Origin of the sequence: Xenorhabdus koppenhoeferi (assembly GCF_900116635.1) — a bacterium.
Lineage (GTDB): Bacteria > Pseudomonadota > Gammaproteobacteria > Enterobacterales > Enterobacteriaceae > Xenorhabdus > Xenorhabdus koppenhoeferi.
The window spans coordinates 1-26,125 of record NZ_FPBJ01000042.1 but is presented as its reverse complement, the minus strand read 5'-3'; the positions used below and the strand labels follow the sequence as shown (position 1 = coordinate 26,125).

Below are 26,125 nucleotides of genomic sequence, written 5' to 3'. Positions count from 1 at the left end.
AACACGAGATTACAAAACACCGAATGAGTTATTTAAAGGAATACCCACTCATTTACTTCGTCCATTACGGTGTTGCGCTTAATATGTGAATCCAAGTGCATCATCTATTGTATAGAATGAGTTGCTAACACCATATAATGGTGCTACAACAATACGAGAAACTTGTCTATCTAGTGATGCTTCAAGTATTCTTTTGAATTTCTCCACTTTGCCTTTACTGAGAAAAATAATCTCATCGAAAACTGTTTGATATTCAAGCTCAGTGAGTTTCTGTAGAGATGTAATTTTAGTACCAGCTACTTCATCAGGTGTTTTTTCGTCAAAACTAGCGTCAATACCAACTTTTTGAAAAGCTTTAACAATGTCAGAATATTCAAAATAGAGTGTTTCGAATCCACATGATTTTAGTTGTTCAATTGATGGAGCAGTAAAAATACCTGCGATAACCGCACCAAGAAATGGCTTATGGAACTTATATTTTTCAGCTATAGGTAAAATAGCACCTTGTATTTCCTGAGCTTTATTTTTTGAGTGTTTGGTATAGCGTCTCCATGCACATTCAATTAATGCGGCAGGTACTCCAAGATCTTGTTCTGTTCCATTCCTCTCTATTACAAAATCTAAATCATGATAGCTGCCGTATATATCAATCCAGCTTACTTTTTTTCCTCGCCTAGCCTTACGAACTTTACCTACGACATCTAAATAAAGTCCACGTTCTTCACATATAGAAAGAAGTTCTCCTTCGAAATGCTTTTCAATAAACTCTCCTATCATTTGCCCTAATTTATGGGCTTTTGCATCTGCCATTTTTTGTCACCCTCTGACCCAAAGTCTTCCCTCATGCAGAGGAACAGTATGAGTTCTATTTTTCCATTTAACATTTCTATCTCGAATTTTTTCAAATTCATATGATTCAAATCCTGAGGCAATAGCTAAATCACCAAGCCATTTTTCTGCAGGGACATGTACTCCATATGGAGCTGAATCACCAATGACAAAACAGATTCGAGAATTATTAGCCATAATTGTTCGACAATTTTTCCAAATTTTGGCTAAATCAAAAAAATATGCGGCAATCATAGTATGGTATGTCTTTTTTCCACCTTTACTTAAGCGAATTTCTTCCAAATTTCTGACTATAGGTTCTAATTCGTCTACTATTGGTGAAAGAAGTGGTTCATTTAATATTTCATCCAAAATGATTTTGTCTGAAGCAGAATGTTGTGAGCATGACCGGATAATTGTTGGCCGAACGACTGTTTTTAGATCACCCCATCCCTCAATTTCCTCCCAAAACATCATTTCTAACCTTGTGGCATCAGCATAATCATAATTATTGGGGTATGGTGGAGATGTAATGAGCAGATTACATTTTGGCGCTTCAAATGGTTCTCTTACATCCCTTTCTAAAATTGTTGCAGTATTTAACCAGTTGACAGATTTAACGTATTTCATATCGGTTGCCATAAGTGTTGCTTTTCCTAGAAAAGCATCATAGGCATCTAATACTTTGGATTTTGTTTTATTTGGCAAGATATATTGCCATTGAGCCGTTCCGACTTTACTACATACGCGCAATATTGATGTAATGTTTAGCCTCACAAGCTCCCAAATCGGATTATCATCAGAAAGACTCTCATACGCGAATCGTAAGTTATCCAATTTTGACAGTGCATCTAAATCGTAACATTTACCTAGAAGATTTGATTCATTATGCCTTGCTGTTTTTTTATTCATCTCTTTTGCAAGAGAGAGTACTTTTTGGCATGCTGCATTAAACACGTTTTCATCTAAATGCCACAGGTTTTTTGCTTTTGCTATCCTTGCAACAAAAGGATGCCCTTCAAATCCACAGGCAACATTTCCCATTGAACTGCTTGCAAATACAGTTGTACCAGAGCCTACAAACGGATCAAGTACTATAGCCTTTTCCTCATTTTCAGCTTCAAATTTTTGGATTTCTGACTGAACCCATTCCGCAGAAAACCCTGCTGAGTATCGAAACCACCGATGAATTGGTAATTTCATATTATCGGTGAATGTTCCTGATCTAGCTTTGATCTTACTCACTAACTAATCTCTCTTCAAAAAAGTAATTCATTGTTTAAATTGGCGGGTTATTCCCCTGGTTCAAGGTGAACTAGGGGAACATGTATATGAAGTTTTGGATCATGAACGATCCAATAAAAATATTAAATATCTATATTCGCCGCTTTCAGGGCATTTTCTTCAATAAATGCACGGCGGGGTTCAACAGCATCCCCCATCAGGGTTGTAAACAGCAGGTCAGTAGCAATTGCATCTTTTACTGTTACACGCATCATGCGGCGGGTTTCTGGGTTCATGGTGGTTTCCCACAACTGATCAGGGTTCATTTCTCCCAGACCTTTATAACGTTGAATGGAAAGACCACGACGTGACTCTTTGCTCAGCCACTCCAGCGCCTGTTCAAAGCCGCTTATTGTCTGACGGCGTTCACCACGTTCAATATACGCATCTTCTTCAATCAGGTTTCCGATCAAATCACCCAGTTTGGTGATACGGCGGTATTCGCCACCGTGGATGAAATCGAAATCCAGACTGTAGTTGGTATCAACACCATGGGTACGAATACACAGAATCGGTTCGAAAATCTGACGCTCACGGTTTTCATGGATTTGGTAGCTGTAAGTGCTGCCATGCTGTTCTTTGTCATTCAAACGAATAGTGAGAGCGCTTACCCATTCTTCCACTTTTGCCTGATCGTTCAGGGTATCTTCGGTCAGTTTCGTATGGTAAATCAGGTTGTTCAGCAGAGCCAATGGATACAGGCGTTCCATACGACGGATGAGTTTCTGGGTAGCATTGAACTCAGTCACCAGATTTTCCAGTGCTTCACCTTTCAGACCCGGTGCATGTGGATTGGTATACAGTGCTGCACCATCCAATGCGATGGACATCTGGTACTTTTCCATCGCATCATCATCTTTGATGTATTGCTCTTGTTTGCCTTTCTTCACTTTGTACAGCGGTGGTTGGGCGATATAAACATAGCCACGCTCAATGATTTCCGGCATCTGGCGATAGAAAAATGTTAGCAAAAGAGTGCGGATATGAGAACCATCAACATCGGCATCGGTCATGATGATGATGCTGTGATAACGCAGCTTGTCAGGGTTGTACTCATCACGACCAATTCCACAGCCCAAAGCGGTGATCAAGGTTGCGACTTCTTGTGATGAGAGCATTTTGTCAAAGCGCGCTTTCTCAACGTTCAGGATCTTACCTTTCAGTGGCAGAATTGCCTGACTTTTACGGTTACGCCCCTGTTTTGCTGAACCTCCCGCAGAATCACCCTCCACTAAGTAGAGTTCGGACAGAGCCGGATCACGCTCTTGGCAGTCAGCCAGTTTGCCCGGCAATCCTGCCAGATCCAGTGCACCTTTGCGGCGGGTCATTTCACGGGCTTTACGCGCAGCTTCACGGGCGCGAGCCGCATCAATGATCTTGCCGACAACGGTTTTGGCGTCGTTCGGGTTTTCCAGCAGATATTCCACCAGTTTCTCATTCATCAGTGTTTCGACGGCGGTTTTCACTTCGGAAGAAACCAGTTTGTCTTTCGTCTGGGAAGAGAATTTAGGATCAGGCACTTTAACCGAGATAACTGCAATCAGGCCTTCACGGGCATCATCACCGGTGGCGCTGACTTTGGATTTTTTGTTGTAACCCTCTTTATCCATGTAGCTATTGAGGGTACGGGTCATCGCAGTACGGAAACCAACTAAGTGGGTTCCTCCATCGCGCTGAGGAATGTTGTTGGTAAAACAGTAAATATTTTCCTGAAAGCCATCATTCCATTGCATGGAAATTTCCACACCAATACCGTCTTTTTCTGTGGAGAAATAAAAAACATTTGGGTGAATCGGGTTTTTATTGCGGCTGAGGAACTCAACAAACGCCTTGATCCCACCTTTATAGTGGAAAAGATCTTCTGCATTAGTGCGTTTATCGACTAAACGAATAGAAACACCAGAATTCAGGAATGATAATTCACGCAGGCGCTTAGCCAGAATATCGTATTCAAATTCAGTGTTAATCTTGAACGTATCCATGCTTGGCCAGAAACGAACCGTGGTTCCTGTCTGTTCGGTATCACCGACAATGTTCAGCGGAGACTGTGGAACCCCATGATGATAAGTCTGTTCGTGAACTTTCCCGTCACGACGGATAGTCAGTTCCAGTTTTTCCGATAAGGCGTTAACAACAGAAACTCCCACTCCATGCAGACCGCCGGAAACTTTATAGGAGTTGTCATCGAATTTACCCCCCGCATGCAGCACGGTCATGATAACTTCCGCTGCTGAAACACCTTCTTCTTCGTGTATGCCGGTAGGAATACCGCGGCCATCATCCTGTACAGACACTGAATTATCTGCATGGATGGTGACAACTATTTTGTCACAATGACCTGCGAGGGCTTCGTCGATAGCGTTGTCAACAACCTCGAAGACCATGTGGTGCAGACCAGTACCATCATCGGTATCACCGATATACATGCCTGGACGCTTACGAACAGCATCCAGCCCTTTTAATACCTTGATACTTGAGGAGTCATATGTATTCGACATCAACGTTTCTCGCTCATCTTAATCCTGTGGTTGAACCTTTATTTTGCCATGTTCTACGCGAAACATCCTGCTATTTGCATCAATCATGTCTGTAACTTGCTTATGAGTGATTGCACTGACAAACACCTGGGCTTGCGTAGATTTTAGACGCTCGGCTAATAACTGACGACGGCCGGCATCCAGTTCCGAGGCAAAATCATCAAGCAGATACAGGCATTTTTGCCCGCTCTGTCGGGTGAAATATTCACCCTGCGCTAACCTCAACGCGCACATCAGTAATTTTAACTGACCCCGGGAAAGCATATCCTCTACCGATGTACCGTCCGCCCTGATCCGCAGATCGGCTTTATGGGGGCCGAAAGCGGTATAGGTTAGCGCTCTGTCGCGCTCAAATTGCCGCGCGAGCAATTCTGCATATTCACTCTCTTTGTCCCAGCCTTGTTGAAAGCTGACACTCAGAGCAAATTCAGGTAAAAATTGTTTGCAGGTTTTTTCAATATCTTCGGAAATTCCCGCAATGTACTCAGCCCGCCATTGACTGATTTCAGTCGCCAGCGGAGCAAGTTCACGATCCCAATGTTGGATCTGGCTGTAGTGAGTGACTTGTCGCAATGCCGCGTTTCGTTGTTTGAGCAGCCTTTTCAGGTTACCCCAAGCTGTAAAAAAACGCGGTTCATTGTGAAAGCAGCCCCAATCAATAAAGGCCCGACGATATTTCGGGCCGCCATTTAACAAGGTAAAACCTTCTGGTGTGATAAGCTGCATCGGTAACATTTTTGCTAGTTCAGCAATTTTATGCCCATCACTGCCATCAATTCTCACCTTACTGTCGCCTTGGCGGTTTTTACTTAAGCCCACCGACAAAGAACGTTCATGGAATTGTTGAGCAAGTCGCCCATGAAGAATGAATTCCTCGCAATCATGGCGGATCACTCTTCCTGCCTGAATACTGCGAAAAGCCCGACCATGACCCAATGTATAAATGGCTTCAAGTATACTTGTTTTGCCGCTACCGTTTGGCCCAACCAGAAAATTAAAACCTGTTGCCAACGGTAAATCAGCATTCGCGATATTACGAAAATCGCGGATCAGCAAACGCGAGAGAATCATATGTATGAGTTAATATTGTTACAGGTGCATTTTTTACAGACGCATCGGCATCACAACATAAGCTGCGGCCTGACTGGCTGAATTCTCAATTTTCACACTGGATGTTGCATCTGTCAGCAGAAGGCTAACCTGCTCGCATTTCAGTGCATTCAGCACATCCAGTACATAGCTGACATTAAAACCAATTTCCATTTCAGTGCCTTGGTAACTGACATCAACTATTTCTTCCGCTTCTTCCTGCTCTGGGTTGTTGGCTGTAATTTTGAGCTGGTTTTCGCTTAAATAGATGCGAACTCCACGGAATTTTTCGTTGGATAAAATCGCTGCCCGTGAAAATGCTTGTTTAAGCGTGTCACAATTTGCTTCCAGCGTTTTATCGGGATTTTTCGGCAGTACTCGGCGGTAATCAGGAAAGCGACCGTCAACCAGCTTTGAAGTGAAGATAAAATCACCAACGTGGGCACGAATGTTATTGCTGCCAATCTGTAATTGCAGTGGATTATCACCGCCATCCAGCAGACGCATCAATTCAATGACTCCTTTACGGGGAACGATCACCGAATGGGATGGCAGATTTTGTCCGATATTCATGGAACAGACTGCCAGTCGGTGGCCGTCTGTTGCCACGGTACGCAGTTCTTCCCCTTCGGTTTCAAACAACATACCATTCAAATAATAGCGAACATCCTGATGCGCCATGGAAAATTGAGTGGATTCAATCAGACGTTTCAGTGTGGCTTGCGGCAGCGAAAATTCGACTTCGCTTTGCCAGTGGTCAAGATTGGGAAAATCAGAAGCAGGCAGGGTTGAGAGTGAAAAGCGACTGCGGCCGGAGCGGACGAGAATGCGATCACCATCCAGTTCCACGCTGATTTCTGCGCCGTCAGGCAGCCCCCGCCAGATATCAAAGAATTTACGCGCGGGAACAGTGGTTGCACCCTGTTCATGCGGCTGGGTAAGTGTGACCCGGGCCATCATTTCCATTTCTAAGTCGGTACCTGTCAGCAGCAGGGAGCCTTCTGTTACCTGCAATAATAAGTTGCCTAAAATGGGCAGCGTGGGGCGGCCTCCCAAGGGGCTGCTAACCTGTTGCAAAGGTTTTAATAATTGCTCACGTTCAATGATAAATTTCATAGCGCTAGGAAGATAGTGTTCTGATTAAGTTAGAAAAATCTTCTTTGATGTCGTGACTTTCTTCTCGCAATTGTTCGATTTTACGACAAGCGTGAAGCACAGTTGTATGGTCACGTCCACCAAAGGCATCCCCAATTTCAGGCAAGCTGTGATTTGTCAGCTCTTTTGCCAGCGCCATTGCCATTTGTCTAGGACGGGCAACGGAGCGAGAGCGGCGCTTGGAAAGCAGGTCTGCAACCTTGATTTTGTAATATTCAGCGACAGTTTTCTGTATATTATCAATAGTTACCAGCTTTTCCTGTAGAGCTAATAAGTCACGTAATGCTTCGCGTACAAAATCAATAGTAATCGCCCGTCCAGTAAAATTGGCATTGGCGATAACCCGGTTCAAAGCGCCTTCGAGTTCACGAACGTTGGATCGCAGGCGTTTGGCAATAAAGAAAGCGACTTCGCCCGGCAACTGGATTTGGTTCTCGTCAGCCTTCTTCATCAGAATGGCTACACGGGTTTCCAGCTCCGGTGGTTCGATGGCAACGGTTAATCCCCAACCAAAACGAGACTTTAACCGATCTTCGACGCCATTGATCTCTTTCGGATAGCGGTCTGATGTCAGAATAATCTGTTGATTACCTTCCAGCAGGGCATTGAACGTGTGAAAGAATTCTTCCTGGGATCGTTCTTTATTTGCAAAAAACTGAATATCATCAATAAGCAGAGCATCTACGGAACGATAATAACGTTTAAACTCTTCTATCGCATTGTTCTGCAATGCTTTAACCATGTCCTGAACGAAACGTTCAGAATGCATGTAAACCACTTTTGCATTGGCTTTGCGTGCCATGATGCTATTGCCGACAGCATGCAAAAGGTGGGTTTTACCCAATCCGGTTCCGCCATAAAGGAACAAGGGATTGTATGCCCCCCCCGGATTATCGGCTACTTGTCTGGCGGCGGCTCTGGCCAGTTGGTTGGATTTACCTTCGACAAAGTTATCGAAGGTATGTTTGGGATTAACATTGGAACGATAGGATAACTCTGGCTGGGCTTTTACGTTGTCCCAGCTTGGGCGTACAGATGAGCTGGACTGCACCGCAGCCACTGGCATATCGGCAATGATTTTCTGAGATGGAGACTGGTTTGGTGAAACAGGCTTATTCCCTACTTCAAAACGAAGCAACGGTACTTCAGGACCACAGAAATCATTCAATAACAAATTGATATTATTAATATACTTCTCTCTTACCCAATCCAGCACAAAGCGGTTGGGGGCATAGAGAGCCAAAGTGTTATTACTCAGTTCTGCCTGAAGGGGTCGTATCCACATACTGAATTCTGTGGCAGGTAACTCATCCTGCAATCGGGCAAGACATTGCTGCCAAAGCGAAAGTGACACGGCGAACTCCCCTAAAACGAGACCAATAAAAGAAACCGGAATAATAGATGCGTTATACTGGGCACAAGGCATCACTCCCCAATGGTAAGGAAGATAGCACGTACCTTGTGGCGATTTTTAATATCATCGCTCCCCAACGATCCGCATAATAGAAAGACCGGGATCGTGATCAGCGATCATAACGCAAAAGACGACATAGATCCTCATTCTTTTACACAGCTTTGACGCTTTTTATCCACAGGGAGATAGCCACACTTTGGTACTTGCAGGATATAAAGGCCCGTAAGAGATAATGTAGTGTAATCATGATATATAGCAAACTCCATTTAGCTACTGTTTAAAATTTAACAAAAAAACAATACTCCGATCGCATATTCATGTGCGACGATCTGTGTATGATCCTTGCGCTTTATTGTGCAGTCCGTATAATCTTGCACCCTGCGTGTTATACCAACGATTTTTCCGGTTATGTCTGGTGAGGATTTGGGATAAGCGCTTCGGGTAGCAAAAAGTCTGGTCATGTCTGATTGTGAAGTTAATAATCTGGCAGGAAAGCGATAAGGCTCGCGTCATCTTGGATTGACTAAGGGTAGTACATTTTATTACAATCCTGCCTCTTTCTATATATTGATGTTGCGATTGAGGCATCGGTGTCTGTTTATTTCTCACTGGTTGCCAACGCATTTGCTGAATCAGTAACAAATTTTAAGTTAGGTAGAAATCGCTATGAAACGCACTTTTCAACCATCCGTACTGAAACGTAACCGTACTCACGGCTTCCGCTCACGTATGGCCACTAAAAATGGTCGTCAGGTTCTGGCTCGCCGTCGTGCGAAAGGCCGTACTCGTCTGACCGTTTCTAAGTAATAAAGCTAACCATACCTCGTGGTTAAGCTCGCTTTTCCGAGGGAGTTACGTTTGTTAACTCCCGAGCATTTCACTTATGTTTTCCAGCAGCCACAACGGGCAAGCTCCGCAGAGATAACTATCCTTGGGCGCTTGAATGAGCTGGGGCATCCCCGCATCGGTTTAACCATCGCCAAAAAAAATGTTAAACGCGCCCATGAGCGTAATCGTATCAAACGATTGGCTCGTGAAAGTTTTCGTTTAAACCAACATAAATTTCCATCAATGGATTTTATTATTTTGGTGAGGAAAGGGGTCGCTGAGCTTGATAACCGTGAGCTAACGGAAGCTTTAGGCAAATTATGGCGTCGTCACTGTCGCTTGGCTCGCGCCTGCTGATTGTTTTGATCAGGGGTTACCAGTTGGTGATTAGTCCACTGCTGGGGCCCCGTTGTCGTTTCAACCCCACCTGTTCTCATTATGGCATTGAGGCATTGCGTAGGTTTGGAATGATAAAAGGCAGTTGGTTAACAGTGAAACGCATACTAAAATGCCACCCCTTACATAAAGGTGGTGATGATCCTGTCCCACCTAAAAATGACGATAACAGAGAACATTAACGATGGATTCGCAACGCAATCTTCTTCTAATCGCTTTGCTGTTTGTTTCGTTCTTGGTCTGGCAAGCGTGGGAGAGTGATAAGAACCCACAACCAGCGACCCAGATCACGCAGCAAACAAGCCCTAAGCTGACTAGCGAAGCAAGCAATGAGCAAGGTAAACTGATCACCGTGAAAACGGATGTGCTTTCATTGCATATCAATACCCGTGGCGGTGATATTGAGGAGGCTGATTTGCTAGCCTATCCTGATACCCTGGGTTCCAATATGCCGTTCAAACTGTTGGAAACAACACCTGAGTTTACTTATCAGGCTCAAAGTGGTTTAACAGGCCTTAATGGTCCTGATAACCAGGCTGAACGCCCATTTTATCACGCCACCCAGAATAGCTTTGTTTTGGCTGATGGTCAGGATGAATTACGTATTCCGATGACTTACACTGCGCCAGATGGCGTTGTTTATGTCAAAACCTTCATTTTGAAACGCGGTAATTACGCTGTTTCTATTGACTACAGCATCAATAACGTTACTGATAAACCACTGCAAATGGCGTTTTTTGGTCAGTTGAAGCAGAGCGTTGATTTGCCAAAACACCGCGATACTGGCAGTAGCAACTTTGCTCTGCATACTTATCGTGGTGCGGCTTATTCTTCTGATGAAGCAAAATACGAAAAATACAAATTTGATGAAATTGAAAGTAAGGCGCTTTCCGTAACCACCAAAGGTGGCTGGGTAGCAATGCTTCAGCAATATTTCGCCACTGCTTGGGTGCCGGGTGAAGACAAAACCAGCAATTTCTACACCATTGACCTGAAAAACCAAAAAATGGTGATCATCGGGTACAAGGGTGAAAACATCAATATCGCACCAAACAGCCAGCAGAATATCTCTTCTACCCTGTGGGTTGGTCCTGAAATTCAGGACAAAATGGCAGCGGTTGCACCACATCTGGATCTGACTGTCGATTACGGTTGGTTGTGGTTTATTTCCCAGCCACTGTTCAAATTGCTGAAATTCCTGCACGAATATATCGGTAACTGGGGCTTCTCCATCATTGCGATCACCTTCATCGTGCGCGGTATTATGTATCCGCTGACTAAGGCACAATACACCTCAATGGCGAAAATGCGTCTGTTGCAGCCAAAAATCACGGCGATGCGTGAGCGTTTTGGTGATGACCGCCAGCGCATGAGTCAGGAAATGATGGCGCTGTACAAAACAGAGAAAGTAAACCCGCTGGGCGGCTGTTTGCCTCTGGTGATTCAGATGCCAATCTTCCTTGCGTTGTACTACATGCTGATGGGTTCTGTTGAACTGCGCCACGCACCATTTATCGGCTGGATTAATGACTTGTCTGCGCAAGATCCATATTACATACTGCCATTGCTGATGGGTGTGACCATGTTTGTTATCCAGAAACTGTCACCCACTACCGTGACTGATCCGATGCAGCAGAAGATCATGACCTACATGCCAGTCGTGTTTACCGTCTTCTTCCTGTGGTTCCCATCTGGACTAGTGCTGTACTACATCGTGAGTAACTTGGTTACGATTATCCAGCAGCAGGTAATTTTCCGTAGTCTGGAAAAACGCGGTTTGCATTCCCGTGAAAAGAAAGTCGATCTGAATAAAAAATAAGTCTTTCAAAAAGCAAGTTTTTTAAAAATATAAGTGGAAGGCGGTCATTGGCCGCCTTTATTATTTCCGTTACATAAGTAAAAAGAAAAAGAGAGAGTTTTATGAATATCACCGATACGATAGTCGCTCAGGCCACCCCTCCGGGACGGGGCGGTGTAGGCATCCTGCGTATTTCTGGCCGGAAGGCGGCAGAAGTTGCTGAGGTGGTATTGGGGAAACTCCCGAAACCCCGTTATGCCGATTACCTGCCTTTCCGTGATGTAGATGGTTCCGTGCTTGATCAAGGCATTGCACTTTATTTTCCTGGTCCTAACTCTTTTACGGGAGAAGATGTGCTGGAACTGCAAGGGCACGGTGGGCCGGTTATTCTCGACTTATTGTTAAAACGTATTCTGACGATTTCTGGTGTGCGCATTGCTAATCCGGGGGAATTCTCGGAGCGTGCATTTCTGAACGATAAACTGGATTTGGCACAGGCTGAAGCCATTGCGGATTTGATTGATGCCAGTTCTGAACAGGCTGCGCGTTCGGCGATAAATTCCCTGCAAGGAACATTCTCCAATCAAGTCCACCAAATGGTGGAAGCACTCACTAATTTGCGGATTTATGTTGAAGCGGCGATTGATTTTCCCGATGAAGAAATTGATTTCCTCTCTGATGGCAAGATTGAAACTAAACTGGATGAGGTGATTGCTGAACTGGAGAGCGTCCGTTCACAGGCGCGTCAGGGCAGCTTGTTGCGGGAAGGTATGAAAGTGGTGATTGCCGGTCGCCCGAATGCGGGTAAATCCAGTTTGCTCAATGCACTTGCGGGTCGTGAGGCTGCGATTGTTACTGATATTGCGGGAACAACGCGCGATGTTCTGCGTGAACACATTCATATCGATGGAATGCCGCTGCATGTGATTGATACAGCAGGGTTGCGTGAAGCGAGTGATGAAGTGGAACGTATTGGCATCGAGCGGGCGTGGCAGGAAATCGAACAGGCGGATCGGGTGTTGTTTATGGTGGACAGCACGACGACGAATGCAGTTGAACCCGCCCAAATCTGGCCTGAATTTATGGCTAAGTTGTCAGCTTCCCTGCCGGTTACTGTTATTCGCAATAAAACAGATATGACAGGGGAAGAAACGGGTGTATCGGAAATCAGTGGTTACACATTAGTTCGCCTTTCTGCCCGTGACGGAAAAGGTATTGATTTGTTGCGCGATCATCTGAAAGAAACGATGGGTTTCAACAGTAATACTGAGGGCGGTTTTCTTGCCCGTCGTCGTCACTTGCAGGCATTGAATACAGCGGCAGAGCATTTGCAGGCAGGCCACCAGCAGTTGATTTTTGCCCGTTCAGGGGAATTATTGGCAGAAGAACTGCGTCTGGCACAGCAGGTATTGAGTGAAATCACGGGTGAATTTACCTCTGATGATTTGCTCGGCCGGATTTTTTCGAGTTTTTGTATTGGAAAATAAGAAAACTTATTTTTCCAGAGACAAATCCCCAAAAACATATTTATCTATGTTTCTGGGGATTTGTGCGTAACTGGCAAGGAACGCGATTAAATCTGCGATAATTGACAGATACCTAATTTTTATGGAGGCTGATTTAACCCGTGTTATTCAATGTAAAATCGAGTGCCACTGTCATTTCTGGTTTCATGCTTGAAGGTCTGGCACCAACCGAACGGGCGCGATTAATGGCATTCAGTGCTTCATTATCCAATGCGTTGTTGCCAGATGATTGAGCGATTCTGGCCGCAGTGATTGAACCATCATTTAGCAGGGTAAAATGGACAGTAACCGTACCTTCTTGTCTCATTCTCTTTGCCTTGCGGGGATAACGTTTATGGCGTTCAATTTCCTGCCGTAATCTTGCATTATAATTATCTACTTCACTCTTTCCTTGTCCCACCAAAGGCTGTGAAGTTGCTGCTCGGCTCATACTTCCTTGTGAATTAATCTGATTGCTACCGTTGGTTTCCTTTTCTGTATGACTGTCTTTCTGTACCTGCGGTGATGGCGCGGATTTCTTTTCTGCCATCTCCTGTGGTTTTTCTTTCTGCTGTTTTTTATGTTTTTTGGGTTTGCTGGATTCCAGCGGCTTTTCTACCTTGTTTTCAGGATGAACCGCTTTATCCAGCACGATCTTGGGTGTTGTCAGTGATTCAGGTACCATTAAAAGCGGTGGTGGTGGAGAGACAGGCTCCGGTTCACTCTCCCATGATGGGGCTGCGATCATCGTTATGGATAGCCCCGTGGCTGGAGCGTTGTTGGTGATGTGATGGGCAGCATCATTATCATACGAAGTATGTCGGTTAAACAGCCATATCAGACTGATATGCAATAAAATGGCAATCAGAATACCTGCCAGCAAGCCCTTTTGTGATGTCAGGGGGAGATGTGAAGCTGGATTATCGAATATGGCTGTGTTGGTCATTCTATTCTCCTTTTATTCTCCTTGCCTCTAAAATTGGCTGATCAGGCTGAGTTTAAAGGTTTTGCCCGGCGCTGGCATCATCGAACGTGTCAGAGGGTCGAGATAGTAGCGATTGGTTAAGTTTGTGCCAGTTAGCTCCACCGATGTGTCTGGGGTGATTTGGTAGCTGATATAGGCATCAACCGTAAACACCGGATTCCAGCGCATCGGGTTGTTGGACTGGCCTTTATAAACATCCGGTAAAGCATTCATCAGCCATTTTTCATCTTTGTTTTCTGCCTTGCTGTGATAGAGCATCCGGCTGCCCAGCTCCAATTTTTCATCAAACAGGCGACCGCCGATGGTCAGGTTAGCAGAGTATTTGGGCTGGATGGAGGTACGCAGATAACCGCCGGGAAAACCACCATCAATACATTCAGGGATGCCATAGCGATTCTGGGAATCCATCCTTGAGACAGAGTTATTGTCGCACACCTTGTTTTTCATATTGTAGGTTAGCCCCATATCGGTAAAGAAACTGCCAGTGTCATAACGCGCCTGTAGCTCCAGACCCGCAAGTTTCTGTTTATCCAGTTGGGAGAAATGATAAGTGTTGTCCCTGTCGAATACATTTTCAATAACGGTGTTGTAGTAAGATATTTTGATATCAGCATGGCGTTCAGCATCAACCAACTGGCTGAAATCATAAACAAAGCCGGTTTCAATGGTTTTGGCACGCTCAGGCTTAAGTTGTTGACCGACCTGGTTATTCTGGGTTCCTGAAAAACCGACGGTATCTTCAAAAAGGCTGGGCATTCTTACCGCTTCGACATAACGGGCATAGAGACGGAGATCGTCCGTGACATAAGCGGTAGCAGAAAATGCAGGTGCCCAAGCATGATCCTTACGTTTTGAAGGTGTTTCCCAAGGATCGTTAACGTCAGGGCCTAATATACCGTTGGCATCAACGGCCATCCCATATTCATATTTATAGCCTTCCTTGCCACTTATTGGATCGATAACCCTTTTATTCATATCCAGTTGACCATTGAAATAGGGGTTATCGCTTTTATTGAGCTTGCCTGTGCTGGGATCGTAGTTCCATTCGAGTTCTTCGCGGATCATCTTACGTTTTTGCCCATCACGTGAAGTGATGCTCACGGTCTTTATTTTAAAGTATTCATTTCGTTCAGCTACACTCATTTGTGAGAGTTTCTTTCGTTTTATATGAGCCTCTTTTTCGGTCATTGTTCGGAGATAACTCATGTTATGCCCGAGAGTTTCCTTCTGCTTTTCATAACGAGAGTCTTTTGCTGCACGTCGTTCATTGAGTAAATCATCTTGAGACCAGTAGGAGACACGTTTAGCTCCGGCTTTCAGTTCCAGCCATGAAGTTGGCCGCCAGTCAAAGTTAAAGGCGAGATTGATTTCCTGACGCTGTCCTTTTCGCGATGGTGACTGGAAAAAGTACATATTTGTGGAATTGTAGTCATCATTCGAGTCAAGGCGTTCCCGTTGGAAATTTCCCATCAAGGTCAGATCCAGAGAGGGGTGTAAGGTAAATTTATTGGAGAGATCGACCCCCCAACGATTATTCTGGGAGTGGGTCGTGGCGGCATTGATCAACGTACCATCAATATTGCTGTCTCTTTTACTACTACCGTTTTCCCAAGACCAGTCTCTATTGACGGGAGTGCGTGGATATCCTCCGGAGGAGTTAGTATTGCTGGTGGTACGGGTTGTCCACAGGTTCATGTCGAAATCAGCATAAGGGTTATCGGTGGGTTGCCATTTGTAGTGCAGGTTGGCCGCTTGCTGGTGGATATTAGCCAGTGGCCACTGGGGAACATTATTATCTGCGGGATTAACCCAACCCAAGCGTGAAGGCATAATATCGCCAAATTCCATACGGGTATCGCGAAGACCCAATAGCAGTGCCTGATCATCGGTGAAACGCCAACTGTTCTTGATTAACACAGAACGCATCTCACTGGAGGTATTGGGAACTTCATTGCCGGGGCGATAGATACGGGCAGCAAACGGCAGATACGGATCCAGGGTTGTTCGGGCACCTTTCATCAGTTCCCTGTCGGCTTTCGTAATGGATTCATCATAGCGATGGGCACCCCCTTTGCCGGCAAAATAGTTACCCTGACGGCGGTAAGCATAAGCCAGCATCAGGTCAAAATATTCCTGTCGTGTTCCCACAGCGATGCGGAAGGCATTATCTTTAAAGCCAAAAAGTTTATTGTCTTTCGATGAGTGGGGAGTGATCTGTAAAGCGGAATCAGTCTCAACACCATTTTGGATAAAATTCGGAATATCGCGGTAGTCCTGTCCCAATGACAGGGAAGGCGTGTGCTCTCTCACTGAATTACTGCTGGTTTCCAGTCTGGTATTGATGCCGAAGGTTTCCCCTTTTGGTACTACATCATCAATGCCTAATGTTTTGATGGATACTGCACCGCCGACAGAACCTTTGATTCCACGACTCAGAGAAGGGCCTTTTTCAATTTCGATACTACTGATTAAGTTTGGATCGATGTAGTTGCGGTTATTGGCACCATTGTAACCACGCCCCACGGTAATAGCCTGTTCTGTGCCGTCAATGGTGACAGGAATGCGTCCCTGTCCCTGAACACCGCGGATATTGATATCCAGGGCACCGCTATTACGGGAATCACCGCTGTATACGCCAATGGCACCTTTAATTAAATCGGCGGGGGAAGTGCCTTTGTAGCGTTCTATCTCCTTTTTGCCGATATAAATATTGGAGATATCCTTGTCATAGACTGCATCATAACCCTCTTCATCTTTATCACGGCTATCCGTGACGCGAATCTTACCTAAATCTGTCTTGCTCTTTGAGGTGGTGACGGCAGGCTTGGTTTCGGCAAACAGAGGCTGTGCCACCAGTGAAAATGCCAATGACAATGCAATTGTGATAGGGGTTAGTTGTGCTTTAACTCGATATACCATTGTTGTCCTTGCCTCGACTTTTCAATTATCATGATATAAAGAAAAAATATAACATTTTGATTAAAAATACTTTTCCAGCCTTAGCAGCACTTCATTTTTGTTATAGCTGTACAGCCAATTCACATTACTGTGATTGTGTCGGTGACGGAAAGTAAGGGAAGGAATCATGCCTAATATTTCAGCGGCAGGCACTTTAATCACTGCCGTGTAAATTTGTTCTGTATCCTGCCGTCTGGTTTCCAGTATGGGGCTGTATGCACCGAAGCGGCGTTCTTTCAGTGTGGCAAACAATGAGCCATTAATACCGGGATAGAGTTGTCCGGCTATCCCTGCCCGAATTCCCAATTGCTGATAGCGATCCAATGGATGCTTGTCGTTGTTTCGGTATACCCAGTCACCGCCACCAAACAGGACGAAGTCTTTGTTAATGGCATGGGATAAGGTGAGGTAGGTTGAGGACAATTCGCTATCTTTCCTGTGGTAACGTTGCTGCTGATGTCGCAGTTGTTTATGTTCAAGCTCAACATTAAGGGCTGTTTGAGCGGTGAAAGCCCATCTCCATTCTGTTTTGGCACCTGTGGCACGGTAATTGGTGTCATCCGTACGTTGTTTATATTCAAACAGGGGACCAAAAGAGAAATCGTGATTTCTGTTTTTAAAATTGTATCCACCGACCAGCAGGAACGTATTTTCATCCCCATCATGGTAATCACGGTAATTTTCGCCATAAATCAGGCCACGACCAAAAATGCCATGATGACCGGCAAGTTGATAGCGTCGGCTTAATGTTGCATCATAAGACATACCCCACGCTTTGATGGCTTTTGGTATTCGCCGTTCAATTTCACATTTATCTCCCAGGAATTTTTGACAGACTGGTCCCTGATCAGGAGACATATTTACGTTATCGTTATAGGCGTAACCCGCTGAGAAAGAACCGCGCCAGCCATTCCTCAGGTCTATCGCTTCCAGATAGCTGTTAATGTTCTTCAAGACAACTTCTGGTAACTGTTGCGCTTCACTCAATCCTGAAAACAGTTGCTTGGCTTCCCGATTTTTATGATCCTCAAAATAGATACGGGCCAGTTCCAGTTTGATACGGGAGAAGTCGGGTTGTTGATTCAGGATTTGTTGATAATGATAAGCGGCGAGATCTAAATCCCCCTCAAGACGAGCCAATCCCCCCAAGGCAAAATTCACCAGCATAATGTCATGTTCCGGCAATTTTTGGTAAGCTGCGAGAAAGCGTCTGACATCCGGCCACTGTCTATGGTTAATGGCAAGGTATAGCGCTTGGCCGATATCATTAATATTATTTTCGACTTGAAATGTTTGCCCGTTAAGCACAATGAATGAAGAGTTATATTCAACAAAAATGGGTTCAGGCGTAATCAGGTTGGTTTCGTTCTCCTGTTGGTTATGTTGTGCTTCCTGCCAGATTTTGCGGGAAGTGTCTTCATCGGTATAAGCAGGCAGGGAGAGGCATAGGGTCATCAGTGCCGCTGATAATATTGGCGTTGTTCTATTGTCAGACATCGGGAAACCGGATCACAAAACTCTCGTTATTAGAAATAAAAACAGAGAACAGTGCCAAAAACGGCACTGTTCTCTGAAAAATTAATGATTACTGTTTAGGACCACCAAAGGCGGTATCTTTGGATCTGTCATCTTCAAATGTGGCATATCCGGCCAGACTGGAAGCACTGTTACCAAAGAAGTGGCCTTGGGTTTCTCCCTCAAGGTCACCAGTTGTGGCAAGACCCGTAAATTGAGCATCAGATTGGATATTAGCATCGATGCCGATTTCCATAGCTGTATTTGACATAGAACCACGCAGAGTTTGTTCACCGAAGTCTGCGGTCAATGTACCGGACAGAGCATTGCTACCGCTGTACTGGTTAATACCCTTCACCTCATAAGTCGCTGTACCATCGGTTGGCATATTGGTGGTGATATCCTTGCCTGCATAATAAACGGTGTGGGTACTATCCGATGCCTGACCCGTCTGTGACCATTCACCAAAATAAACGTCAGCATTGGCAACTTTACTGAAATGGAATACCCCCATACTGCCGTGAGAGCCGGGCGTACCTGCCATTGAGATATTGTGGACACCATTACTGTCAGCAGGAGCCATACGAGTTAAGCCAGTAAAACCAGTGATTTGACCGCCATAAACGGAACTAACTCCAATACCAGGTTCGCCACTTTTACCACCGTGTGGGCCTGAACCCGGTTGGGTTGCACCAACCTTAATACGTGGTGTTGTTTCTTCCTGACTCTGACCAGATCCTACTGCTGCCTGAGCTTGTGCCATAAACCCCAACGCTGCTACAGCGGCGACTAATACATTTAACTTTTTCATCATTATCCTCGTTTGGAATGGGGGGATCCCTCGTTACCCAGTCTTAAAACGGCCTGAATTTATTGCGCGAAAAAAAAGTACACCTTTCAAATGATAGTGTAAATGATAATTGTTACCATTTATTATGGAAATTGTGGGTTTATTGGGAGGGTTTTGTCTTTAATTTGTTGAATAATTTGGTTTTTATATTATTTTTGAAAAGTGAAGGTTAATCTACATTTTTGTTAAAAATGTGATGCAAGTAGATTTAACCACCCAATATTATTGGGTTATCAGAGGCTGTGTTATCAATCCCGAAATGCCTAATATAGTAATTAATATGTTAATTTTTTTCATTGTTAGCCTCACGGAATTAAAGCGTGTTTTATTTCCTTATCGGGAATGCGATCCTGACTTTTTGGGTAAAAAACGAGTCTGTAGGTGCTTCAGCGCTTCAATTAATCGGTTATCCGTTGAGAGTGAGTATATATTGTTGCCCGCCCCGGTTTGCAAAATCCGATAAGTGTCAGGTTACATTTTTGTGCGACTTCGATGGCAAGTGAGGTGGCAGCGGAAACAGCAAACAAAATTTCCACGCCACAATTGGCCGATTTTTGCACCATTTCGTAACTGGCCCGGCTGGAAACCAAAACCGCACCTTGTTGCCAGCCGGTTTTTGCCCGCATTCCCAGCAACTTATCCAGCGCCACGTGGCGGCCTACATCCTCGCATCCGCCGAGTAAATTTCCTTCAGGGGAGATCCAGCCAGCCGCATGAGTACAACCAGTCAGCGCCCCGATTTCTTGCAGGCGAGATAATTGGACAAGAGCTGAATCAAGGTTAGAAAGTGAAAATATCTGGGTGAAAGGCAGGGGAGTAATCGGACGAAAGACTTCTGCCAGTTGTTCGGTGCCACAGATACCGCAGCCAGTTCTTCCCGCCATATTGCGTCGGTGCTCTTTCAATGCAACAAAACGGCGGCTCGACAGTTCAATGTGCAGCTCAATTCCGCTGTGGCAGCTGATCATTGAATCAATGCCACGAATTTCCTGCGGGGAAGTGATAATTCCTTCTGATAATGAAAAACCGATGGCGAAATGTTCTAAATCTTTCGGGCTGGTCATCATCACGACATGGGAAATACCGTTATAAACTAGGGCAACAGGCACTTCCTCGGCTACCCAGTCCGGTTTGGAACTACTCAGGTGATTTTTTTGTTTTACATTGATGCGGAAAGTACCACAAATACCTTCAATGGCTAACTCATTTTCTGGCTTAGTATCATCCATTAGTGAATTCCCCGACAGATTAATTCATAATGCTGTTTGTGTGGACTATTTGTGTGGGTATATAGGATAAGTAACCTGAGTACACAGTGGATAATGTTTATAACAGACAGTACCCAAAATCAAAAACCATTCAAAAGATCTTTTTTATAAAAAGCGAGCACACCCACGGGAATCGCTGTTAGAAGGTGTGTAGATAAGCAATGTGAGTGAGGAGATCCCCATGCAAGTCAGCAGAAGGCAGTTCTTTAAGATCTGTGCTGGCGGTATGGCGGGTACGACGGCAGCTGCGCTGGGATTTTCCCCAACCGCAGCGATTGCACAAACACGTAACTACAAATTGCTGCGTGCGCGTGAAACCCGAAATACCTGTACGTACTGCTCTGTCGGCTGTGGATTGTTGATGTACAGCCTTGGTGATGGTGCCAAAAATGCCAAATCTACTATTTTTCATATCGAAGGGGACCCGGATCATCCTGTAAACCGGGGCGCCTTGTGCCCTAAAGGGGCCGGGTTGGTCGATTTTATTCACAGTAAAAATCGGCTGCATTACCCGGAATATCGTGCGCCAGGCTCCAATCAATGGCAGCGCATAAGCTGGGATGACGCCTTCGATCGTATCGCGAAATTGATGAAACAAGACCGTGATGCCAATTTTATCAAAACCAACCAAGATGGCGTTACGGTTAACCGCTGGCTGACAACGGGCATGTTGTGTGCCTCCGCTGCCAGCAATGAAACCGGTTATTTATCGCAAAAATTTACTCGTGCTCTCGGCATGCTTGCCGTAGACAACCAGGCGCGTGTCTGACACGGACCAACGGTAGCAAGTCTTGCTCCAACATTTGGTCGCGGTGCGATGACCAACCACTGGGTGGATATTAAGAACGCGAATCTGATTATCGTTATGGGCGGGAATGCCGCAGAGGCTCATCCGGTCGGTTTCCGCTGGGCGATGGAAGCCAAGATTCACAACAACGCCAAACTGATTGTTATCGATCCCCGTTTTACCCGTACGGCATCCGTGGCGGATTTTTACACGCCTATTCGTTCCGGTACGGATATTGTTTTCCTGTCAGGTGTGATTTTATACCTGATGACCAATGAAAAGATTAACCGTGAATATGTCGAGGCTTATACCAACGCCAGTTTGATTGTGCGGGCAGATTTCTCGTTCGATGATGGCCTGTTCAGCGGCTATGATGCGGAAAATCGCCAATACGATAAAACAACATGGAATTATGAGCTGGATGAAAACGGTTTCGCCAAACGTGACAAGACCCTGAGTCATCCTCGTTGTGTCTGGAATCTGCTGAAAGAGCATGTCAGCCGCTATACGCCGGATGTGGTCACCGATATTTGCGGGACGCCGAAGGAAGATTTTCTCAGGGTGTGTGAATATCTGGCTGAAACCAGTGTGAAAGATAAAACAACTTCTTTCTTGTATGCATTGGGCTGGACTCAACACTCCACAGGTGCCCAGAACATCCGAACTATGGCGATGATCCAATTGCTGCTCGGCAATATGGGGATGGCGGGCGGTGGTATTAATGCGCTGCGTGGTCACTCAAATATTCAGGGGCTGACAGATTTAGGGCTGCTGTCCCAGAGCCTGCCGGGTTATCTCTCCTTGCCGTCGGAAAAACAGGAAGATTTGCAAACCTATCTGCAAGCCAACACACCAAAAGCCACGGTTCCGGGGCAGGTTAACTATTGGGGCAATTATCCGAAGTTCTTTGTCAGCCTGATGAAGAGTTTCTACGGCGATCATGCTCGTAAAGAGAATGACTGGGGTTTTGATCTGCTTCCTAAGTGGGATAAATCTTACGACGTACTGCAATATTTCGAGATGATGTCGAAAGGGGAAGTCAATGGCTATATTTGTCAGGGCTTCAACCCCGTAGCATCATTTCCGAATAAAAACAAAGTCGTCGCTGCTTTATCAAAACTGAAGTTTCTGGTGACGGTTGATCCGCTCAGTACCGAAACAGCTTCATTCTGGCAAAATCACGGCGAGTTCAATGATGTTGATCCGGCTTCCATTCAAACAGAAGTGTTTCGTCTGCCCTGTTGCTGTTTTGCTGAAGAGAATGGCTCGATAGTCAATTCAGCACGCTGGCTGCAATGGCACTGGAAAGCGGCTGATGCGCCCGGAGAAGCGATCGGGGATGGTGAAATTCTGTCAGGTATCTATAAGCGCCTGCGTGACCTGTACCGTGAAGAAGGTGGTGCGGCACCGGAACAAGTCCTGAGCATGACATGGGATTATCTCGATTCTGATAATCCGACACCGGAAGAAATCGCACAGGAAAATAACGGTCGTGCTCTGGCTGATGTGCTGGATGCCAACGGCAATGTACTGATGAAAAAAGGTCAGCAATTGTCATCTTTCGCGCAATTGCGTGATGACGGAACAACCGCCAGCGGCTGCTGGATTTTTGCCGGAAGCTGGACACCGGAAGGCAACCAGATGGCACGCCGTGATAATGCTGATCCTTCTGGTATCGGCAATACGCTGGGTTGGGCATGGGCGTGGCCGTTGAACCGCCGCATCTTGTATAACCGTGCGTCTGCCGATCCACAGGGCAATCCGTGGGATCCTGAACGTCAGTTGATCGCGTGGGATGGCGATAAATGGAGCGGGGTGGATATTGCCGATTACAGCAATGCCGCGCCCGGAACAGATGTCGGGCCATTTATCATGCAGCCGGAAGGCATGGGACGCCTGTTTGCCATCGACAAAATGGCAGAAGGGCCATTTCCTGAGCATTATGAGCCGTTCGAAACGCCGCTGGGCACCAATCCCTTGCATCCGAATGTGGTTTCCAACCCGGCGGCTCGCGTGTTCAAGAGTGATTTTGCAGCAATGGGCAAAGCCGATAAATTCCCTTACGTGGGAACCACTTACCGCCTGACCGAACATTTCCATTTCTGGACAAAGCATGCGTTGCTGAACGCCATTGCCCAGCCGGAACAGTTTGTGGAAATTGGTGAACGGTTGGCGGCAGAGAAAGGCATCAAACAGGGCGATACCGTTAAAGTCAGCTCCAATCGTGGTTATATCAAGGCCAAAGCGGTGGTGACGAAGCGTATTCGTACCTTGAATGTTCACGGTCGTGAAGTGGACACCATTGGCATTCCGATTCATTGGGGATTTGAAGGGGCAGCGAAAAAAGGTTTCCTTGCTAATACCCTGACACCGTTTGTCGGTGATGCCAATACGCAGACACCGGAATTCAAAGCATTTCTGGTTAATGTAGAAAAGGTGTAGGGGGAAAACATGTCATTGCAATCTCAGGACATTATTCGTCGCTCTGCCACCAATTCACTGACTCCCGCACCTCGTGTGCGGGATCACCAGCAAGAAGTGGCAAAACTAATCGACGTGACAACCTGTATCGGCTGTAAAGCGTGTCAGGTGGCATGTTCAGAATGGAACGATATTCGTGATGAAATTGGTCACAATGTGGGGGTTTATGATAATCCGGCTGATCTGACGGCGAAGTCATGGACAGTCATGCGGTTTTCCGAAGTTGAGGAAAATGGAAAGCTGGAATGGCTGATCCGTAAGGACGGCTGTATGCACTGTGCCGATCCGGGCTGCCTGAAAGCGTGCCCTGCGGAAGGTGCGATTATTCAGTATGCTAACGGTATTGTCGATTTTCAGTCAGAGCACTGCATTGGTTGCGGCTATTGTATTGCGGGCTGTCCATTCAACGTCCCGCGCATTAACAAAGAAGATAACCGTGCTTACAAATGTACTCTGTGTGTTGATCGTGTTGGTGTGGGTCAGGAACCGGCATGTGTGAAAATCTGCCCGACAGGGGCGATTCATTTCGGCAGTAAACAGGATATGAAAGCGCTGGCGGCAGAACGGGTTGAAGAACTTAAGGGACGTGGTTATGACAACGCTGGTCTGTACGATCCCGAAGGTGTGGGTGGAACGCATGTGATGTATGTGCTGCATCATGCCAATAAACCTCAGCTCTATCACGGTCTGCCGGATAACCCGACTATCAGTCCGACAATCACATTCTGGAAAGGTATCTGGAAGCCATTGGCGGTCATCGGTTTTGCCGCGACTTTTGCCGCTTCCATTTTCCATTACGTGGGAATTGGCCCTAACCGTGTTTCCAGGGAAGAGGAAGAGAGCGCCCTTGAGGACATTGATTCGGGCAATTCAGATTGTGGGGAGACGAAGAAATGAAAAAACGTAACGATGTCATCATTCGCCATTCTCCGATTGAACGGGTCAATCATTGGGCGGTTGTTATCTGCTTCCTGTTCACCGCCATCAGTGGGTTGGGTTTTTTCTTTCCCTCCCTGAACTGGATGATGAATATCTTCGGTACGCCGCAGTTATCACGGATACTGCATCCTTTTGCGGGTTCGGTGATGTTCTTCTTGTTTGTTTTTATGTTTTTCAGGTACTTCAAACATAACATGATCGACAAGGGTGACATTGAATGGGCGAAGAATATTCACAACGTACTGCGTAATGAAGAAGCGGGGGATATTGGGCAGTACAATCTCGGCCAGAAAGGCATTTACTGGTCGGCGAGTGTCTGCCTGTTCCTGTTGCTGGTCAGCGGCATCATTATCTGGCGTCCTTATTTTGCGGAATATTTCCCGATTCCCTTAATCCGAATTGCTTTGCTGGTTCACTCACTGTCGGCGATTGGACTGATCCTGACGATTATTGTTCATGCTTACGCGGCGTTTTGGGTGAAGGGATCAGTGCGGGCGATGGTGGAAGGCTGGGTCACGCGCGGCTGGGCGAAGAAACACCATCCACGCTGGTATCGTGAAATCGTGAAGCAAGAGCAACGAAACGGGCAACAAAAAGAGAAAGAGTGAATTTGGGGCAGGGTGTTTTTGATATATCCCGCTTTTTTATATTTGTTGTGTGGCTACAAAATGGCTACAATGTTCATTAATTAAACACACGATGTGAGGGTGTCTGTATGGCTGATACTGTTGTAAGAGCCAGAGTATCTTCAGCTTCTAAAGAAGCTGCGATGGCAAATGCCAAAGCTTTGGGATTGGATCTGTCCACTGTGATCCGTATGCTTGTTAATCGGTTGGCTGTTGAAGGACAATTACCTGATGGTTTTTTCCAGCCGAATAGTGAAACGTTGCAAGCAATTCGTGATCTGGAAAATGGTAAGGAAGTGCACAGGGTCAACACAATTGATGAATTAAAGCATGATCTAGGTTGGTAGATAATGTTGAGCATTGTTTACCAGAGTCGGTTTAAAAAGGACACCAAGAAGTATGCTAACAATAAGAAAGCGCAAGAGGTTATTATTGAAATTCTTGCGCTTTTACAGACAGGCCTGCCATTGCCACCCAAATATAAAGAACACCGACTGATTGGTAATTATATTGGTTATTTGGAATGTCACGGCGCTCCGGATCTACTCTTGATTTATCAACGCACTGGCACCGAATTAATATTGTACCGTGTTGGTAGTCATGCGGATTTATTCAAGTAGTTGATTGAAGAAACACCATCCACGCTGGTATCGTGAAATCGTGAAATCGTGAAGCAAGAGCAACGAAACGGGCAACAAAAAGAGAAAGAGTGAATTTGGGGCAGGGTGTTTTTGATTAATTAGTGTTGCCTGCTATTATGACACGCGTACTTACGCGCGTCATTTACGGGAATGAGATGAACGCATCCCAACTATTTGCTCCGGAGCAGGACTGATGAAGGGAGAGGTGTGGAGTCTCTCAGATTTCCGGCATCATAGTGCC

General features: G+C 45.7%; 21 protein-coding genes. 10 read left to right on the top strand and 11 right to left on the bottom strand.

Features of this window, described 5'->3' with window-relative positions; all coding sequences use genetic code 11:
* Positions 1–78: 78 nt before the first annotated feature.
* From BM329_RS12275 to dnaA, 6 genes are all read right to left on the bottom strand, one after another.
* The gene (locus BM329_RS12275; protein ID WP_092553579.1) at positions 79–810 is read right to left on the bottom strand and encodes a hypothetical protein; all 732 of its coding nucleotides are present in this window, start codon (positions 808–810) and stop codon (positions 79–81) included.
* 6 nt (positions 811–816) lie between these two features.
* Complete coding sequence (locus tag BM329_RS12270; protein WP_218153274.1) at positions 817–2,073, bottom strand: DNA methyltransferase; 1,257 nt, start codon at positions 2,071–2,073, stop codon at positions 817–819.
* Positions 2,074–2,195: 122 nt separating this feature from the next.
* Positions 2,196–4,610, bottom strand: coding sequence for a DNA topoisomerase (ATP-hydrolyzing) subunit B (gene gyrB / locus BM329_RS12265; protein WP_092553573.1), 2,415 nt, complete (start codon positions 4,608–4,610; stop codon positions 2,196–2,198).
* An 18-nt stretch (positions 4,611–4,628) separates the two neighbouring features.
* Positions 4,629–5,720 (bottom strand): DNA replication/repair protein RecF, encoded by a 1,092-nt coding sequence (recF, locus tag BM329_RS12260; protein WP_092553570.1) that lies wholly within the window; start codon positions 5,718–5,720, stop codon positions 4,629–4,631.
* 33 nt (positions 5,721–5,753) lie between these two features.
* Positions 5,754–6,854: a DNA polymerase III subunit beta gene (gene dnaN / locus BM329_RS12255; protein ID WP_092553567.1), complete on the bottom strand. Its 1,101-nt coding sequence runs from the start codon at positions 6,852–6,854 to the stop codon at positions 5,754–5,756.
* Between the two features lie 4 nt (positions 6,855–6,858).
* Entirely contained in the window at positions 6,859–8,247 is a 1,389-nt protein-coding gene (gene dnaA / locus BM329_RS12250) for a chromosomal replication initiator protein DnaA (protein WP_092553582.1), read from the bottom strand.
* 726 nt (positions 8,248–8,973) lie between these two features.
* On the opposite strand from dnaA, the gene rpmH reads away from it, so the two are divergent.
* From rpmH to mnmE, 5 genes are all read left to right on the top strand, one after another.
* On the top strand, positions 8,974–9,114 hold the full coding sequence (rpmH, locus tag BM329_RS12245) for a 50S ribosomal protein L34 (protein WP_012990648.1): 141 nt from the start codon (positions 8,974–8,976) through the stop codon (positions 9,112–9,114).
* An 18-nt stretch (positions 9,115–9,132) separates the two neighbouring features.
* Positions 9,133–9,492: a ribonuclease P protein component gene (gene rnpA, locus BM329_RS12240; RefSeq protein WP_092553564.1), complete on the top strand. Its 360-nt coding sequence runs from the start codon at positions 9,133–9,135 to the stop codon at positions 9,490–9,492.
* Positions 9,456–9,713, top strand: a complete 258-nt coding sequence (gene yidD, locus BM329_RS12235; protein ID WP_092553561.1) for a membrane protein insertion efficiency factor YidD — start codon at positions 9,456–9,458, stop codon at positions 9,711–9,713. The genes rnpA and yidD overlap by 37 nt, the downstream gene beginning before the upstream one ends.
* Positions 9,714–9,715: 2 nt before the next feature.
* Positions 9,716–11,350, top strand: coding sequence for a membrane protein insertase YidC (yidC, locus tag BM329_RS12230; RefSeq protein WP_092553558.1), 1,635 nt, complete (start codon positions 9,716–9,718; stop codon positions 11,348–11,350).
* A gap of 101 nt (positions 11,351–11,451) precedes the next feature.
* Complete coding sequence (gene mnmE, locus BM329_RS12225; RefSeq protein WP_092553555.1) at positions 11,452–12,816, top strand: tRNA uridine-5-carboxymethylaminomethyl(34) synthesis GTPase MnmE; 1,365 nt, start codon at positions 11,452–11,454, stop codon at positions 12,814–12,816.
* A gap of 133 nt (positions 12,817–12,949) precedes the next feature.
* Here mnmE and BM329_RS12220 read toward each other — a convergent pair whose 3' ends face one another.
* The 5 genes from BM329_RS12220 to fdhD all read right to left on the bottom strand — a co-directional run bounded on the left by BM329_RS12220 (position 12,950) and on the right by fdhD (position 20,371).
* Positions 12,950–13,780 carry a TonB family protein gene (locus BM329_RS12220; RefSeq protein WP_092553552.1) on the bottom strand — a complete coding sequence of 277 codons (831 nt, stop codon included), beginning with the start codon at positions 13,778–13,780 and terminating at the stop codon, positions 12,950–12,952.
* A gap of 27 nt (positions 13,781–13,807) precedes the next feature.
* Complete coding sequence (locus BM329_RS12215; protein ID WP_092553549.1) at positions 13,808–16,738, bottom strand: TonB-dependent receptor domain-containing protein; 2,931 nt, start codon at positions 16,736–16,738, stop codon at positions 13,808–13,810.
* A 60-nt stretch (positions 16,739–16,798) separates the two neighbouring features.
* Positions 16,799–18,274 (bottom strand): porin family protein, encoded by a 1,476-nt coding sequence (locus BM329_RS12210; protein ID WP_092553546.1) that lies wholly within the window; start codon positions 18,272–18,274, stop codon positions 16,799–16,801.
* An 88-nt stretch (positions 18,275–18,362) separates the two neighbouring features.
* Complete coding sequence (locus tag BM329_RS12205; RefSeq protein ID WP_092553543.1) at positions 18,363–19,103, bottom strand: Slam-dependent surface lipoprotein; 741 nt, start codon at positions 19,101–19,103, stop codon at positions 18,363–18,365.
* A 437-nt stretch (positions 19,104–19,540) separates the two neighbouring features.
* Entirely contained in the window at positions 19,541–20,371 is an 831-nt protein-coding gene (gene fdhD, locus BM329_RS12200) for a formate dehydrogenase accessory sulfurtransferase FdhD (RefSeq protein ID WP_092553540.1), read from the bottom strand.
* Positions 20,372–20,591: 220 nt separating this feature from the next.
* Between fdhD and fdnG the strand changes: the two genes are divergently transcribed.
* The 5 genes from fdnG (at position 20,592) to BM329_RS12175 (ending at position 25,863) form a co-directional block, all read left to right on the top strand.
* Complete coding sequence (gene fdnG / locus BM329_RS12195) at positions 20,592–23,639, top strand: formate dehydrogenase-N subunit alpha (RefSeq protein WP_092553537.1); 3,048 nt, start codon at positions 20,592–20,594, stop codon at positions 23,637–23,639.
* Positions 23,640–23,648: 9 nt separating this feature from the next.
* A complete protein-coding gene (fdxH, locus tag BM329_RS12190; RefSeq protein WP_092553534.1) occupies positions 23,649–24,575 on the top strand; it encodes a formate dehydrogenase subunit beta in 927 nt (308 codons plus the stop codon).
* On the top strand, positions 24,572–25,225 hold the full coding sequence (gene fdoI / locus BM329_RS12185) for a formate dehydrogenase cytochrome b556 subunit (protein WP_092553531.1): 654 nt from the start codon (positions 24,572–24,574) through the stop codon (positions 25,223–25,225). Before fdxH ends, fdoI begins: the two co-directional genes overlap by 4 nt.
* Before the next feature lie 107 nt (positions 25,226–25,332).
* The gene (locus BM329_RS12180) at positions 25,333–25,590 is read left to right on the top strand and encodes a type II toxin-antitoxin system RelB/DinJ family antitoxin (protein WP_092553528.1); all 258 of its coding nucleotides are present in this window, start codon (positions 25,333–25,335) and stop codon (positions 25,588–25,590) included.
* A 3-nt stretch (positions 25,591–25,593) separates the two neighbouring features.
* Positions 25,594–25,863 carry a type II toxin-antitoxin system RelE/ParE family toxin gene (locus tag BM329_RS12175; RefSeq protein ID WP_092553525.1) on the top strand — a complete coding sequence of 90 codons (270 nt, stop codon included), beginning with the start codon at positions 25,594–25,596 and terminating at the stop codon, positions 25,861–25,863.
* Positions 25,864–26,125: the final 262 nt, after the last annotated feature.

Bases quoted from the DNA above. Each gene is read 5' to 3' on its own strand.
- yidC (WP_092553558.1), top strand. From the start codon at position 9,716: ATGGATTCGCAACGCAATCTTCTTCTAATCGCTTTGCTGTTTGTTTCG.
- mnmE (WP_092553555.1), top strand. From the start codon at position 11,452: ATGAATATCACCGATACGATAGTCGCTCAGGCCACCCCTCCGGGACGG.
- BM329_RS12180 (WP_092553528.1), top strand. From the start codon at position 25,333: ATGGCTGATACTGTTGTAAGAGCCAGAGTATCTTCAGCTTCTAAAGAA.
- BM329_RS12275 (WP_092553579.1), bottom strand. From the start codon at position 810: ATGGCAGATGCAAAAGCCCATAAATTAGGGCAAATGATAGGAGAGTTT.
- BM329_RS12210 (WP_092553546.1), bottom strand. From the start codon at position 18,274: ATGTCTGACAATAGAACAACGCCAATATTATCAGCGGCACTGATGACC.
- yidD (WP_092553561.1), top strand. From the start codon at position 9,456: ATGGCGTCGTCACTGTCGCTTGGCTCGCGCCTGCTGATTGTTTTGATC.
- BM329_RS12220 (WP_092553552.1), bottom strand. From the start codon at position 13,780: ATGACCAACACAGCCATATTCGATAATCCAGCTTCACATCTCCCCCTG.
- dnaN (WP_092553567.1), bottom strand. From the start codon at position 6,854: ATGAAATTTATCATTGAACGTGAGCAATTATTAAAACCTTTGCAACAG.
- BM329_RS12205 (WP_092553543.1), bottom strand. From the start codon at position 19,103: ATGAAAAAGTTAAATGTATTAGTCGCCGCTGTAGCAGCGTTGGGGTTT.
- recF (WP_092553570.1), bottom strand. From the start codon at position 5,720: ATGATTCTCTCGCGTTTGCTGATCCGCGATTTTCGTAATATCGCGAAT.
- fdhD (WP_092553540.1), bottom strand. From the start codon at position 20,371: ATGGATGATACTAAGCCAGAAAATGAGTTAGCCATTGAAGGTATTTGT.
- BM329_RS12175 (WP_092553525.1), top strand. From the start codon at position 25,594: ATGTTGAGCATTGTTTACCAGAGTCGGTTTAAAAAGGACACCAAGAAG.
- BM329_RS12215 (WP_092553549.1), bottom strand. From the start codon at position 16,738: ATGGTATATCGAGTTAAAGCACAACTAACCCCTATCACAATTGCATTG.
- gyrB (WP_092553573.1), bottom strand. From the start codon at position 4,610: ATGTCGAATACATATGACTCCTCAAGTATCAAGGTATTAAAAGGGCTG.
- fdoI (WP_092553531.1), top strand. From the start codon at position 24,572: ATGAAAAAACGTAACGATGTCATCATTCGCCATTCTCCGATTGAACGG.
- fdxH (WP_092553534.1), top strand. From the start codon at position 23,649: ATGTCATTGCAATCTCAGGACATTATTCGTCGCTCTGCCACCAATTCA.
- rpmH (WP_012990648.1), top strand. From the start codon at position 8,974: ATGAAACGCACTTTTCAACCATCCGTACTGAAACGTAACCGTACTCAC.